Genomic DNA, 14,344 nt, shown 5'->3' with positions numbered 1-14,344 from the left:
GCAAAATGCCAGCTAAAAAACATTAATTATTAGCAAAAATTTAAAGGTTATGCAGAAAGTTGATGTCTAATATTAGCCAGTTGAAGAATAATGTTTGACAGATTTTCTTGTTTGCGGGTGAGTAATTTTTAATTAAAGCTCACCCTTTTGATTGGATTTGAGTATGATTTTAATTGAAATGATATGGAGTGTTAGCCTACTTTGGAAGAAAGATATTTATAAAATTATTTTAATACTTCTATTAACAAGAAGAAAATAATTTGGAAGATTAAATTGAACCTGGCAATTACAAGTGACCTTTTGATATTTAAATAAAAATATAAATATCCAAAACTGAAAGAAATAATAAACCAGGATAAATAATTTTGTAGTGGCGCAATTCCTCCATCGAAAAACCAGTAATTAAGCTTAGGAGCTACAATTTCTAACAAGATGTCATAAACAAACATCAAAAGTCCGACAAAAGCAGATTTTACAAAACTTGACCACTTTAAATTTTCTACAAAACCAACAGCTGCTAAAATAAGGACAACCCAATTCAAACCAATTATCAAGGGAACATCAAAAATTTTAATTCCAAGATTTTCACCATATTGATATTGGCCAAAAATTAATCCTGTTTTTACTCCAGCAACTTCTATTAAAAAAGTAAAAATATAACTTGCAATCACCCAAAGTAAAAACCTTTTCGATGGTACTTCCTCAAAAATTACAATCGTCGATGTGACTAATAAAAATAATGGTGTAAGAAAACTTAAAAGTTTTGAAAAATTTGTGTACTGATGAATTACAATTCCAACTATATAGAAAGTCGCGAGAAAAATAATTGTTAATTTCCTATGATTAATTTTCTGCCCTTCCATTCAAGTTTACCTTTATGACTTAAAATCATTGATCTTATTCCAATAAAAATCACAATAAATAATTGAATTGGAGTAAGAATTAAATTTGGTATAATTTTTTGATTTGACTTTTTTGAAATAAGAATTTTTTGTATGAGAATAGCTCCAACAATTAAAAAATATTTGATCGAAAGAAACATCAAAATAAACGGAGCTAAAAATGTAAGCGCAATCATTCCAAGTAAAAACGAAAATTTCAAATAAGAGGTGCTAAAACCAGGATAAAAATTTTTTGAAAATCCATTCAATGCCTCATTAAAACTTTCGTACATTCTTGCAAAGATCAAATGACCACCGAGTAAAGTTACAATCTTATAACCATTCTTCTTCAGCAAACGAGCAAGTTCCATATCCTCAACTGGTTTGTTTTTAACACTTTTGTGTCCTCCAATTGCGAAATACGCATCTCGTTTAATGATAATAAATTGACCGTTTGCCGCAACAAAAGCCGGATTTGAAATCTTGTATACAAATTTTAATGGCAGAAAAGTGAGAAGCAGCCAGTTCATAGAAGGAACTATTAAAAATTCAGAAAGTGATTTCATAATCTGAGATGGAAAAACAGACAACATAGATGCATTCAGATCGTTCATTTTTAAAAAAGCAGCTTTAATCGCATTTTTATTTAGTCGTACATCAGCATCAATAAAAATCAAGTAGTCGCCAATTGAATTTTCAGCGAGTTGATGACAAGCCCAATTTTTTCCAATCCAGCCATCTGGAAGCGGTTCACCGTTAATTACTTTAATGTTTTTTTTATCTGCTGAAAATTTTTGAAGCAGCTCTCCGGTTTTATCTTCTGAGTTATCATTCAAACAGATAATCTCAGTATTTTCTAAATCTTGCATTAAAAGACTTTTAAGGAATTCCTCAACATTCTTTTCTTCATTTCTGAACGGAATTAATATTGAAAGCTTTTCGAAATTGAATTTTTGACTCAAATCATCTTTAAGCGTGATGTTCGATAAAAAATTATAGAAAACAATAAATGAAAAAATTATTTGAGCAATTAGAATTAAAATAAACAAAATATCAATCATTACACTTTTATTTCAAATTTCCGTGAAATCAACAGTTGATTTTCAAGTTCAACTAAATTTTGAATAAAATCATTTTTTAATTTTTGATAGTCGGATGAATAATCTTTTGAGCTCTTAACATCACTCAATTTAAAGTAGACATTCGGTTTTTTCTCGTTCTCAAATTGGATTTTCATCGCCAGAAAAAGAAGATCAAATTCGTAAGAATCTTTCAAGATTAATTCAAAAACTCCAGGTTTTATATTCACATTCGTTCTATAAGATTGTAATTCTCCCTGTGGGAAAATAACGACGAAATTTTTTTTCTTCTTCAGTAAGTATTTTGCAAATTCGAAGGATTGTATAACATCCCTGTGTTTTGATTGATTAATTGAAAAAGCTCCAATGTGATTAAAGAACCAATACCTTTTGATAGTTTCCTCAAGTACCATCATATAAATTTTATAGTCAGAGAAGAACTTTCTATTAATCAAATCAACGAAAAAACCATCCCACCACGAAAAATGATTCGGTAAGACAAGCAATGAATTATTATTCAATTTCTTTGGCAATTCACTAACCACAAAGAACTTATTAAAAAATTTTTTGAATTGATTATTGATATAAAAATTAAACAGATATCTCAGAAATTTATTGTGCTTTGCCTCAATCATTTCTCATAACGCTCAATTAATTCAGCTGTAATTTTCCCAGATAAAATTGTTAATGGAATTCCGCCGCCTGGATGAACTGTTCCACCGCAAAAATATAATCCCTCATATACACTTGATTTATTTTTTTGTCTAAGAAATGCAGAATAACGACTATTTGAAGAAGGACCATAAAGACTTCCAAATAAACCAGAAGTTCTGTTTTCCAAAATTTCTGGCGTCTGGCAAGTTTCAAATACAATTTGATTTTCAATATCAAGGCCGGTCATTCTCTTAATTTTTTTCAGAATTATTTTTTTCACCTGGCTTAGATCGAACTTTAGTTCTTTAGTCGAAGGTGCATTAATCATTACGTACCAGTTTTCAAAACCTTCTGGTGCGTCTGAACTATTTTTCTTTGAAGAAATGTGAATATGAATTGTTGGATCATCAGAAATAATTTTATCAACAAAAAGTTGTGTAAACTCTTTTTCGTAGTTTTCGGAGAATAAAATATTATCCATTTCAAGATTATCTGAATTTCCTTTCACACCGAAATAAAAAATCAAAGCCGAAGTTGAAAGTTCTTGATTAAGGTATCGTTTTGGTTCTTTAAGATTTACATCACCAATTAGATTTTGATAAGTATAAAACAAATCAGCATTTGAAACTACGAGATCATAATTTTCTTTGATTCCATTTATTTCTAATCCTTTGACTCTTTTTTTATCGATTAAAATTTTTCTGACTTCCGAATTAATGAATATATCAACATCAAGCTTTCGAGCTAAATGAGATAACTTTTCAACAAGCCGATAAACTCCATTTTCTGAATAATACCCCCCAAGCTCAAGTTCAACATAAGGAATAATATTTAAAGTAGCAGGTGCTTTAAATGGATTTGATCCGTTGTAAGTCGCATATCTATCGAAGTATTGTATAATATTTTTTGAATCGAAAAACGAAATATTTGCCTGATGGATTGTCCTAAACGGATCAATTTTAGGAAGATTAATTAATGTCCTTAATCCTTTCAGACTAAAAAAATTATTCAAATTAAAAAATGGGTTGAATAAGAAGAGATCAGCCGTTAAGTCATAAATTCTTTTAGAATAATTTAAGAATCGATTTAATTTGCTTTTGCTTTCCCCCGTAAATTTTTCGAATTCATCAAAAAGTTTTTCTTTGTTAGAATATTCATTAAATACCGTACCATCAGAAAAAAAATATTTACAAATAAGATCTTTCTTCTTTAATGAGATGTGCTTTTCAAGTTTTTCACCTGCTATTTCAAATAATTTTTCAATTACAAATGGCATTGTTACTAAAGTCGGACCTGTATCGAATCTAAATCCATCAGATCTTAATTCGCTTGCTTTTCCGCCTAATTCTGAATTTTTTTCAAAGATAGATACATCAAATCCTTTTATAGCCAGATTAATTGCAGCTGAGAGTCCGCCAAAACCTGATCCAATAATTGCAACTCGCTTTTTCATTTTTTCAGTTTGAAGTAGTTATATGATAAAATGTAAAATGAAGTCATTGTGAAATGGTACAAAAAATCTTCGATGGGGATTGTAATAATTCGCAATCCTGTAATTTTATTTTCATTGTACCAAACAACTGGTAAAGAAGTCAGGAAATAATTGACTATAAAAAAAGGAACAAAAGATATAAAAATCAAAACCCAGAAATTTTTTCTCTCCAAAGTTTTACAGCCGAAAAAGTAAGCAAAGAAAAAGAATAAACTTGTAACTATTAACTGAGTTGCTGTATAAGTTTTATCAATTAAAATCATTGCAAGAACAAAATTTAATATTGATGCAAAAAGGAATATCTTTTTCTGAAGATTAATTACCTTATCTTTTAAGTAAAAATTAATTACCTCGTAAACAAAAATTATAACATAAGGGACAACGACAAAGAATAAAATTTCCTCAATGGGCAAATTCAAAATTTTAAATCCTACTATATGCTCAGAAGAAAATCCCCAAATTTTGTTTGAAGTAAAAATTTCATCCCAGATTAAATATGGAATAGCGACAACAAAAACAGACTTGAAGACAAATTTCAAATTCTTAATAAAAAAAATTTGTCTTTCAAATGAAAAAAGAAAGGGAATAAGAAAACTCGAAAGCAGGAGAATAAAGTAAGTTTTCATTCAAAGTCTTTGTAAAGTTTTTTAAGCTCTGATTTCTGGACTGAATTTAATTTTTTGCTTCTCAGGAGAAATTCAATTATTCCTTTTTGAGTTTGCTTATCTACGATTGAATAATCTTTTTGTCTTATCAATTGATTTGCTTTTTCGAAATCTTCAAAGAATAAATCATCAAATCCTAAAAACGAAGGAACATAATTAAGTATTGAAAGACGAATAAATCTGTATTCTAAATTATTTGGTTCTCGCTGAATTGCTTTACCTATAAGCTCAAGACCTTCCTTCAATTTATAATATTTGGTGTATGGATTAATTGAGTGTTTAGCGACAAGCGTTAAGTATGCCCCATTATAAGCAAGTAAAAAATTTTCATCAATCTTTGAATTAAGTTTTTTTAATTCAGTCTCAAATTTTTTTAATGAGTCTGTAGACTCGACTGAGTAATAAAAAAGTTTTCTGACTTCATTTTTACCACTAGTTTCGAAAGCGAACAGATGACCCCCAAAAATTATTAATAAAAAGATTAGAGTTCTCATACAACTCTCAACAATCTGACCTGAACAAAAGCTTTAATGAGCAGGAAGAACTTATGCAAATTATTAACTCGAACACGTTTGGTTAGAAGTGTAAGAACAGGTTCTCTTTTAATTTTTTTTAGTAATGTCAGGTAATAAAGATACGCAGAATAAACACCCAGCTTAGCAGCAGCAGGTAATTTTTTAATTCCATCCAGAGCAAGTTCAAATTCGCGTTCTGTTTCTTTAATCAGCTTTTGTTTTTGCTCTTCTGTTAATGCATTTACATCATAAACTTCAGGAATGTATATTCTTTTCCGTTCGTTTATATCACTCCCTAAATCACGAAGAAAATTGACTTTTTGAAAAGCCGAACCAAGCGAGCGCGCTTGAGGAACTAATTCATTATACCTGCTTTCATCACCATTTACAAAAACCCTAAGACACATTAATCCAACAACCTCAGCGGAGCCATAAACGTATTTATCATATTCACCTCGCGAATACTTTCCTTGATAGATATCCATTTCCATCGAGTGAAAGAATGCATCGATTAAGTCGGTGGGTATTTTGTACTTGTTTACAGTTATTTGAAAAGATTGCAATATTGGATTTGAGGAAAGTTTATTTCGTATCGCATTATAAGTATCATCTTTTAGCTTATCTAACAACTCTTTCTTATTTGAATCGAGAAATGTATCAACAATTTCATCAGCGATTCTAACAAGACCATAGATTGAATAAATTGAGTCTCTGTATTCTTTATCCAAAGCCAAAATCCCAAGACTGAAAGAAGTAGAATAACGATTTGTAAAAATCTTGCTTGTCTCAAAACAAACCTTATTATAAAGCTCTATCATTCAGTATCCTTTCAGTTACAAGTTTGGAACTGATAATAACCATTGGTAAACCTGTTCCAGGAGTCGTTGATGCACCCACATAATAAAGATTTCGAAATTCTTCATCTTTATTTTTTGGTCTGAATGCACCAACCTGATTTATTCCATGAGCCAATCCAAGTCCCGAACCTTTATACAAATTAAACGCATTCTGCCAATCAATTGGATTTAATATTTTAATTACTTTAATATTTGATTTAATATCATACTCAACTCGATTTGATAAATCCGTAATTATATTATCAGCTAATTCTTCACTATCAGACCAATCAGGCTTAAATCTTAAATCCGGGACAGGGCAAAGAATAAAGATATTTTCTGAATCAGGCGGTGCTGATGATGGCTCAGATTTGCTTAAAACATTAACATAATAATATGGTTTTTGAGGACTGATAGAAGATGTAAATATTTTATTTGCGTATCCTTTGAAGTTATTTCCCAAAAAATAATTATGGTGAGCTAAGTTTTCTATTTTTCCTTTCACACCAAGATAGACTGTGAAAGGAGCCATAGTCCAATCCATTTTATCAAGTCTTTGTTCTGAAAAACCCTTTCGCTTCAAAACTTTTCCACGAAAGAACGCTGCATCAGAATTTATCACGAAAATATCCGCCTCATGCTTATTTCCATTTTGATCAATTAAATTAACAATCCTTCCATTCTTTGAAGTAAAATCAACAATCTCAGTATTAAAAATAAAATTAGCTCCTCGGCGTTCTAATATTTCCATTATGACTTCAACAAGCCGATACATTCCGCCAGAGATTTTCCAGTAACCATTGTGCCGCATTTCTGTGTAATTAAGAAGTGTATAAATTGCTGGGGTTCTAAAAGGAGTCGATCCAAGAAAGAAAGCAACAAGTGAAAAGATTACTCGAAGTTCATTACTATCAAATGTTTTTGAGACTTCATTCCAGACTGACTTGATTAAGTAAGGAATATGTTTTTTTGGAAGTTTGGATAATTGTAAGAGATAATCAAATTTACTGTCAAAGTTTCTTTTAACTACAGTGTCGATTGTATCGTGAAAAAAACTTGAAGCCCGGTCTAAAAATTTCTCAACTTTTTCGGGCAAGTTCTGTTCGACCTCTGCAAATTCTTCTTGAAGTTTGTTCAAATTTTTCCATAATCTAAAAGGTTCTTTTCTGCCTTCAAAGAAAACATTATAAAGCGGGTCGAGCGGCTCTAGCTTGAGTGTATTCTTTTCATTTATGTAATTAAACAATTCATCCAGTTCATAAGTCATACTCATAAAAGATGGACCGACATCAAAAGTAAAACCATCAAGTTTAAGTTGATTTAATCTACCGCCAGGCTGGTGATATTTTTCTATGACTGTAACTTTGAAATTATGCTGCGTTAACCTCAAAGCGGTCGAAAGCCCGCCAAGTCCTGAACCGACTATAATTACCGATTTTTCCATTTTTAATACAGATTTGTTCAAAATTAAACTTTGTTAGAATTCTGCTGAAATTCCAATTGAAGGTAAGATTCCAATTGATGAAGTTTCATCAACTGTTCTTGTGCGCGGATCCCATCTAATTCCACTCAAATTTCTACGATTGTAAATATTTTGGATGTCAATGTAAGTAATCAGAGTCCAATTCTTGAAAATCCATCTTCTGTCAACTCTCACATCCAAGCTGTGAATAGATTTTAATCTTTTTGAATTCAAATCATTCACATATTGAATTCCATTGTCATCAAATGGAGTATAAGGTCTTCCTGAAGCGAATCTAAATCTTGTACTTACTTCCCAATACATATTAAATCTATAACCACCGCTGAGATTTATCAACCAGTTCTGATCGAAATTACTGCTTCGTGTAAATCCATCTAGAGATTTGAAATCTGATTTAGAATAAGTCAAACTAAAAATCCCATATAGAGGAATTTCCGACATCTTTTTTTGAATTGAAAATTCGACACCACGGGCGAAACCACTTCCTGCACTTACAAGCGGGTCAAGACCAAACGAACTAAAATTATCATCGCTTCCTGCAAATCCAGCACCTGTATTTGCAAGAACAAGATAAGGACGAGTCAAACTTGTTGGGTAATCTGAATAATTTTTAATGAAAGTTTCGATTTTAATTTGAGTATCTTCTCTAATTAAATAATCAAAACCTAAAATATATTGTTTAACATCAATAGGTTTTAAGTTTCTATTTTGATCATAAGCAACCAGCCATATCAAAGATGGAAATTGTTTATAAATACCCGCACTTAAGTTTAATGTGAAGTAATCATTAACTAAATAAGATAATGACAATCTTGGGCTCAAATATGATTTTGAATTTATTGCGTTAAAATAGTCATAACGCAGTCCAATATTAGAAGTTAGTTTAGAAAATGGTCTATAGTTGAAATTGATATAGGTTGCTCCTTTGAAAAAATTCTTAGTTCGGTTGAAATCTAACTGAGGTAATGTATCTCTAAAACTTGTCACAAAAGTTGGAAAAAGAATTTGAGCATCGAACTCAATAAATTTTAATGATGTACCAAAGTTCATTTCTAAATTCTTGAAGAATTTATGAACAACATCGAGTTGAAGATTATTTTCTTCTTCTCTTGAGATGTTTTTGAAAATTGGGTTTAGAAGCGAATCACTTTGTCTTGTGTTGTAATCAGTAAAGTTTCGATAGTATCTTAAATTCATAAACCCATCTCGAAAGACTCTTTTGTAGGTAATACCAGAAATATATTGTATCTGATCACTTCCTAAAATTCGGGCATTATTGTTTCTTTTCTCTGGTGTATCATTGAAAAATTTTACATTATCAAATGCACCAATAAAAAGAAAATTCAAAGAATTAATGTTGTCAATTTTATAATCAAACTTGGTAAATACATCATAGTATTCGGGCACGAAAGAAAATCCTGCAGCCTTAAAGATAAAATCAAGATAACTTCTTCTTGCAGAAAAAATGAATGAAGATTTTTCACCTAAAACAGGTCCTTCAAGATCAAGACCAAAAAGTGTTGCAGATAAAGTACCTTTACCGCCAAATTTCTGCTTATCTCCTTCCCTGAGATTAATTGTCAAAGTAGAAGAAACCTTATCTCCATATAGAACCGGGAAACCACCTGTAGAAAATTTTACATCTTCAACAAAGTCTAGATTTATAAAGCTTATTGGTCCACCAGTAGAACCTTGAGTTCCAAAGTGATTAATATTTGGAATTTCATAACCGTCAACAACATATAAATTTTCACTTGGAGCTCCACCACGCACAACTAAATCATTTCTACCAGCATCAGCTTGCGCTATGCCAGGTAAAACCGATAAAGCTCGCACTACGTCCTCAAAGCCACCGGGACTTCTTCTCAATTCTTCCTGAGAAAATTTTCTCACACTTACTGGCTCCAAATAATTTTTATCAAAATAATCTGCTTGAACAACTACATTTTCAATTTCTATAGCTTGAGTTACGAGTTCAAAATTTACTTCAGTGATTCTATTTGGCTTAACCATTATATCATTTTTAACTTGAGGAGTGTAACCGATAACAGAAGCTCGTAATTGGTAGATACCAACAGGTACATTTTTAATTAAAAAATTCCCATTCAAATCAGTTGAAGCTCCGAGGTTTGTACCAACAATCAAAACATTTGCAAATGGAATAGGAAGATTATTATTTGCTTCAATGACTTTTCCTTTAATTTCGCCGTTTTGAGATTGTGAATAGCTGTCAAATGTTGAAATTAAGATTATTAATGCAATTAATAGTAACTTTTTCATAAATCCTCTTTTTTGGTTCTTAAAACAAGCCTCGAATGTTAATTAGTTTCAAACGATAAATCAATTTTTAGTCAGAGGTGATTTTTTTAAATTGTCATTGGAAATTTTGAAAAATTTGCCCCCGTAGCTCAGTAGGATAGAGCAGCGGTTTCCTAAACCGCGTGTCGGAGGTTCGAATCCTCTCGGGGGTACAAAAAAATATGGAGGGTCGAAGTCTTCATTCATCTATTTATTGATCTTTTGAAGCGTTATCAAAAATCTTTTAATTGCTCAATTAAGATTATAAATCTCTTCTTTTTGCATTTAACTGACCTGAAAAATTTTCAAACAAATCTTTTACCATTCCCTAAGAATATTAATTATTTCAAAAAATTATCACCTAACAAATAGGAGAACTCTTATGAATATTCCTAAACGATTTTTGACTCTTGAACGCCACATTATAGAAAACGAAAGAAAATTTCCCGAAGCAACTGGTGAACTTTCTGATTTACTTTCCGACCTTGCTCTTGCAGCAAAGATTATCTCACTTGAAGTAAATAAAGCTGGATTGGTAGATATTTTAGGTTTTACTGGTGAAAAAAATATTCACGGCGATGAAGTTAAAAAGTTAGATGTCTATGCACACAATATGCTGATAAGCGCAATGAGTCATGGCGGGCACTTATGTGTAATGGCATCCGAAGAAGAAGAGGATATTATTCATCTGCCAAAAGGAAATAAAATTGGTAAATATGTGTTGCTGTTCGATCCACTCGATGGTTCGTCAAATATTGATGTTAATGTCAGCATAGGAACCATCTTTTCGATTTACAGAAGAAAATCCAAGGGAAATGGGCCAGGAACATTGGAAGACTGTCTGCAAAAAGGTTCTGAACAAGTTGCTGCTGGTTACATTGTTTATGGTTCAAGTACAATTTTAGTTTATACTACTGGAAACGGAGTTTATGGTTTTACACTCGATCCTGCAGTTGGGGAGTTTTTACTCAGTCACGATAACATACGAATTCCAACTAAAGGGAAAATCTACTCAATCAATGAAGGAAATTATATCTACTGGGATGATGGTTTGAAAAAATACATTAAATATCTTCAAAAAGATGATAAAGAAACTGGCAGACCATATTCGGCAAGATATGTTGGTTCTCTTGTCGCTGATTTTCATCGAAATTTACTTTACGGCGGAATTTTTATGTATCCCGGTGATAAGAAAAATCCAAATGGAAAACTTCGATTAATGTATGAGTGTAATCCTCTTGCTTTCATAGTTGAACAAGCTGGCGGTAAAGCTTCTGATGGTTATCAAAGAATTTTGGATATCGAGCCAAATGAATTACATCAGAAAACGCCACTATTTATTGGAAGTCCGCATGATGTTCGAATTGCTGAAGAATTCGTTCAGGGGAAAAGAGATTTATGACTAATATTAAGTGAAATTCACTAGTGAAAAACTAAACATATTTACTTATGAACTGTAAAATTTGTAACTCTCGAAGAACAACTTTATTCAAAACAATTGGAAGTTTTGAGCTTTTAAAATGTAAAGATTGTCAGGTGATATTTTTAAACAACATTGAAGAAATTTTATCTGCTCAAAACCTTTACGATGAAAAATATTTTGAGAATTATTTGTATGAAGATGAAATAAATCTTGAATCTGTAAAATCAACTGCTCAATATTATTTGGATTACATATCTGATCAATTTAGGATAGTTAATTCTATTCTGGATGTTGGTGCTGGATTTGGACTTTTGGTGAAAGCTTTTCGTGAACTCGGATATAATGCTGATGGCGTTGAAGTTTCAAATTACAGTGTCAGAGTAGCTAAAGAAAAATTTGAGATTGAACTTTTTAATGGTGATTTACAGGAATTTCAAACTGACCAAAAATATGATTTGATAGCTTTTTATCATTCATTTGAACACTTACCAGCTCCACTTCAAACAATTAGAAAAGTCAAAAGTTTACTAAACACAAATGGAATTCTCTGGCTTTCACTTCCAAATGTGATGAGTTTAGATAGATTTATTCAAGGGGAAAATTGGAATGGATGGAGTTTGCCTTATCATTTTTTCCATTACTCACCCAGATCAATTAAAAACCTTTTAAGATCAGAAGGCTTTGAGAAAATAAAAATTCAGAAATCTTTTCTAAGTCCGTTTAAACTGATGAGAAAAAACTCTTCTCCGCTAAATATAAACTTTCAAACTTCAAAGTACTCAAGGTTGAAAGAATTTATTAGAAAGCCGGCTACTTTAATTTTATCCGGTCAAAATATGAATGTCTTTGCTAAAAAATAAAAAGCCTGCCGTTTTAACATCGACAGGCTTCTAAATTCTTCCCAACGAAGTTATTTGAGATAAATCATTTTCTTCGTTGATATAAAATCACCTGCCTTCATCTGGTAGAAATAAACACCACCACTTAAATTAAACTTCTCAGCATTAAATTCAATAGAATGTACTCCAGATGAAACATTCTCATTTAATAAAGTTGCAATCTCTTCTCCCAGAATATTCATTAGTCTAATACTTACATTCTGAGTTTCTTTTACTGAAAATTTTATCCTGGTTGAAGAATTAAAGGGATTAGGGAAGTTCTGATATAATTCATAAGTCTGGACTGAATTAATTTCATCTTCAACTCCAGTTGGATCAAGAATTGTAACTCCATAGACATCGCCATTCGTAAGAATTGTAGCCAACTCTAATCGAGTTGTATAGACAAAAAATTTATTATCTGCAAAAACTCCCATTGAACCAACTGGTATTTTATTATTTAAATGCTGAAAAATTAAAAAGTCATCACCAATTGGGTCTAAGTTCAAGTTAATAAACTTCCCTTTTATAGCTCCGACTGTTGTTTCATAAGGAAATCTTGTCCAGGTTACTAGTATTTTACTATTGCCTAAGATTGCAAATGGAAGAATATGACCATCACTTGAAATCAAACTTCTTGAGGAAGAAACATTCCCATTAGGATCAATTCTTTTCGCATAAATTTTCCAGCCCGTTTGCTCTTCTTCTGTATAAAAACAAACATGATATTTGCCATCAAAAAGAACAAAAAGTGGATCATCACTTGGAGCTAGTGAAGTATCAATTGCAAATGAACTGCCAACTAAATTTCCATTTTCATCCAATAACTGACCAACAACCTCATAATCATTCAAATTAGGATTGGAAGATTTCTTAATAAAGCAAACCAAATATTTCCCGTTAGCATATGAAACGCTTAATTCACGCCTGACAGCAAAAGATGCCAATTGACTTGATGAATAAAGTACTCCATCGGTTCCAATAAAAGTGTAGATATGATAAAGACTTCCACCCTGTGTCTCGATTGAACCAACAAGTAAATATTTGTTTGTTGTTGGATTATAATGAAGAGATTTAATTCCACCAAGATAGATTGGTAAAGTTGGATCATTATAGAGCTGACTTAATTCAAATGTTTGCGAATGAATAAATCGATATTTTATGCCTCCGTTTTTTCCGTCTGTCCATACAATAAGATATCTTGTCCCATCAAAAGCTACTTGAGGAATTGATTTTTCAAAATTTTCAAAAGTCATATTTGTTGAACCCAGAACTATTGGACTTCCAATTAATGAGTGATCTGCTTTTGAATGAAATTGAACAACAATATCAGCACCATAACTTTTTTCTCTTCTCATCACAATCATATATTTTGTATCATCATTAGCATATCCTAATGCAAAACAAGAGTCAGGACCGACTTCAATTGGGAATTCATTTCCAACTTGAGAAAATCCACTTTGCCATTGAAACAAAAGAATGATTGAAGTTAAGGCAAAAAAATTTGTTAATAAATTTTTCATTTGACCTCCGAATATTTCATTAAATTTTAGATTTTTGCATTTCAAAACTAAACAAAAAAAAATCAAAAGAAATTCTTTGATTTTTCCAATTTAGAATGTATCTGAGCTCTTAGAACTTTCTTGCAATCGAGTGAATGAAAAATTAATTTTGCTTCAATTGAAGATTCATCTGCCAGAGATTTTGTTAGAGACTAAAAATGGAGGTGCAATATGGAAACACTATTTTTAATTGGAAGAATAATTCTCGGTTTGTATTTTGTTTTTAACGGGTTCAATCATTTTTCAAACCTTTCAATGATGACTGGTTATGCCCAGTCTAAAGGAGTTCCCGCACCAAAGCTTGCTGTCATTTTCACAGGATTACTTTTGCTGCTTGGTGGATTAAGTATCTTAACAGGATATCAAACGGATGCAGGCTTAATATTATTACTCGTATTTTTTATTCCTACAACATTTATGATGCACAATTTCTGGAAAGTCGAGGATCAACAGATGAAAATGATTGAGATGATAAATTTTATGAAGAATATGGCTCTAGTCGGCAGCCTTTTAATGTTCTTTGCAATTCAAAAACCATGGCCCTTTAGTTTATAATTTTCTAAAATTGCTCTGGCAGA

The 14,344-nt window shown here is 31.3% G+C and carries 13 protein-coding genes and 1 tRNA gene; 4 read left to right on the top strand and 10 right to left on the bottom strand.

Going from position 1 to position 14,344, the window contains the following annotated elements:
- Positions 1-224 precede the first annotated feature (224 nt).
- From HPY57_07915 to HPY57_07875, 9 genes are read right to left on the bottom strand one after another with little or no spacing between them, the layout of a single operon-like run.
- Positions 225-863, bottom strand: coding sequence for a carotenoid biosynthesis protein (locus HPY57_07915; GenBank protein ID NPV11698.1), 639 nt, complete (start codon positions 861-863; stop codon positions 225-227).
- The gene (locus tag HPY57_07910) at positions 830-1,942 is read right to left on the bottom strand and encodes a glycosyltransferase (protein NPV11697.1); all 1,113 of its coding nucleotides are present in this window, start codon (positions 1,940-1,942) and stop codon (positions 830-832) included. The genes HPY57_07915 and HPY57_07910 overlap by 34 nt, the downstream gene beginning before the upstream one ends.
- Entirely contained in the window at positions 1,942-2,595 is a 654-nt protein-coding gene (locus tag HPY57_07905) for a hypothetical protein (GenBank protein ID NPV11696.1), read from the bottom strand. The genes HPY57_07910 and HPY57_07905 overlap by 1 nt, the downstream gene beginning before the upstream one ends.
- Positions 2,592-4,067 (bottom strand): phytoene desaturase, encoded by a 1,476-nt coding sequence (gene crtI, locus HPY57_07900; GenBank protein ID NPV11695.1) that lies wholly within the window; start codon positions 4,065-4,067, stop codon positions 2,592-2,594. Before crtI (HPY57_07900) ends, HPY57_07905 begins: the two co-directional genes overlap by 4 nt.
- Positions 4,064-4,732, bottom strand: a complete 669-nt coding sequence (locus HPY57_07895; GenBank protein NPV11694.1) for a lycopene cyclase domain-containing protein — start codon at positions 4,730-4,732, stop codon at positions 4,064-4,066. The genes crtI (HPY57_07900) and HPY57_07895 overlap by 4 nt, the downstream gene beginning before the upstream one ends.
- The gene (locus HPY57_07890) at positions 4,729-5,265 is read right to left on the bottom strand and encodes a hypothetical protein (protein NPV11693.1); all 537 of its coding nucleotides are present in this window, start codon (positions 5,263-5,265) and stop codon (positions 4,729-4,731) included. The genes HPY57_07895 and HPY57_07890 overlap by 4 nt, the downstream gene beginning before the upstream one ends.
- A complete protein-coding gene (locus tag HPY57_07885; GenBank protein NPV11692.1) occupies positions 5,262-6,104 on the bottom strand; it encodes a phytoene/squalene synthase family protein in 843 nt (280 codons plus the stop codon). The genes HPY57_07890 and HPY57_07885 overlap by 4 nt, the downstream gene beginning before the upstream one ends.
- Positions 6,088-7,566, bottom strand: coding sequence for a phytoene desaturase (crtI, locus tag HPY57_07880; protein NPV11691.1), 1,479 nt, complete (start codon positions 7,564-7,566; stop codon positions 6,088-6,090). Before crtI (HPY57_07880) ends, HPY57_07885 begins: the two co-directional genes overlap by 17 nt.
- A 33-nt stretch (positions 7,567-7,599) precedes the next feature.
- Entirely contained in the window at positions 7,600-9,885 is a 2,286-nt protein-coding gene (locus HPY57_07875) for a TonB-dependent receptor (GenBank protein ID NPV11690.1), read from the bottom strand.
- A gap of 117 nt (positions 9,886-10,002) precedes the next feature.
- On the opposite strand from HPY57_07875, the gene HPY57_07870 reads away from it, so the two are divergent.
- The 3 genes from HPY57_07870 to HPY57_07860 all read left to right on the top strand — a co-directional run bounded on the left by HPY57_07870 (position 10,003) and on the right by HPY57_07860 (position 12,186).
- A tRNA-Arg gene (locus HPY57_07870) sits at positions 10,003-10,076 on the top strand.
- Positions 10,077-10,285: 209 nt separating this feature from the next.
- Entirely contained in the window at positions 10,286-11,305 is a 1,020-nt protein-coding gene (fbp, locus tag HPY57_07865) for a class 1 fructose-bisphosphatase (GenBank protein ID NPV11689.1), read from the top strand.
- 47 nt (positions 11,306-11,352) lie between these two features.
- On the top strand, positions 11,353-12,186 hold the full coding sequence (locus HPY57_07860; GenBank protein ID NPV11688.1) for a class I SAM-dependent methyltransferase: 834 nt from the start codon (positions 11,353-11,355) through the stop codon (positions 12,184-12,186).
- 50 nt (positions 12,187-12,236) lie between these two features.
- Here HPY57_07860 and HPY57_07855 read toward each other — a convergent pair whose 3' ends face one another.
- Positions 12,237-13,727, bottom strand: coding sequence for a T9SS type A sorting domain-containing protein (locus HPY57_07855; GenBank protein ID NPV11687.1), 1,491 nt, complete (start codon positions 13,725-13,727; stop codon positions 12,237-12,239).
- 210 nt (positions 13,728-13,937) lie between these two features.
- Here HPY57_07855 and HPY57_07850 point away from each other — a divergent pair, with 210 nt between their 5' ends.
- Positions 13,938-14,321, top strand: coding sequence for a DoxX family protein (locus HPY57_07850; protein NPV11686.1), 384 nt, complete (start codon positions 13,938-13,940; stop codon positions 14,319-14,321).
- The last annotated feature ends 23 nt before the right edge of the window (positions 14,322-14,344 follow it).

It is taken from the genome of Ignavibacteria bacterium (assembly GCA_013177855.1).
GTDB lineage: Bacteria > Bacteroidota > Ignavibacteria > Ch128b > Ch128b > Ch128b.
Note: the sequence above shows the minus strand (reverse complement) of the source record. Positions and strands in the feature narration are given on the sequence as shown.

Excerpts from the sequence above, each read along its gene's own strand:
- HPY57_07915 (NPV11698.1), bottom strand. The coding sequence starts at position 863 with ATGGAAGGGCAGAAAATTAATCATAGGAAATTAACAATTATTTTTCTC.
- HPY57_07910 (NPV11697.1), bottom strand. The coding sequence starts at position 1,942 with ATGATTGATATTTTGTTTATTTTAATTCTAATTGCTCAAATAATTTTT.
- HPY57_07905 (NPV11696.1), bottom strand. The coding sequence starts at position 2,595 with ATGATTGAGGCAAAGCACAATAAATTTCTGAGATATCTGTTTAATTTT.
- crtI (NPV11695.1), bottom strand. The coding sequence starts at position 4,067 with ATGAAAAAGCGAGTTGCAATTATTGGATCAGGTTTTGGCGGACTCTCA.
- HPY57_07895 (NPV11694.1), bottom strand. The coding sequence starts at position 4,732 with ATGAAAACTTACTTTATTCTCCTGCTTTCGAGTTTTCTTATTCCCTTT.
- HPY57_07890 (NPV11693.1), bottom strand. The coding sequence starts at position 5,265 with ATGAGAACTCTAATCTTTTTATTAATAATTTTTGGGGGTCATCTGTTC.
- HPY57_07885 (NPV11692.1), bottom strand. The coding sequence starts at position 6,104 with ATGATAGAGCTTTATAATAAGGTTTGTTTTGAGACAAGCAAGATTTTT.
- crtI (NPV11691.1), bottom strand. The coding sequence starts at position 7,566 with ATGGAAAAATCGGTAATTATAGTCGGTTCAGGACTTGGCGGGCTTTCG.
- HPY57_07875 (NPV11690.1), bottom strand. The coding sequence starts at position 9,885 with ATGAAAAAGTTACTATTAATTGCATTAATAATCTTAATTTCAACATTT.
- fbp (NPV11689.1), top strand. The coding sequence starts at position 10,286 with ATGAATATTCCTAAACGATTTTTGACTCTTGAACGCCACATTATAGAA.
- HPY57_07860 (NPV11688.1), top strand. The coding sequence starts at position 11,353 with ATGAACTGTAAAATTTGTAACTCTCGAAGAACAACTTTATTCAAAACA.
- HPY57_07855 (NPV11687.1), bottom strand. The coding sequence starts at position 13,727 with ATGAAAAATTTATTAACAAATTTTTTTGCCTTAACTTCAATCATTCTT.
- HPY57_07850 (NPV11686.1), top strand. The coding sequence starts at position 13,938 with ATGGAAACACTATTTTTAATTGGAAGAATAATTCTCGGTTTGTATTTT.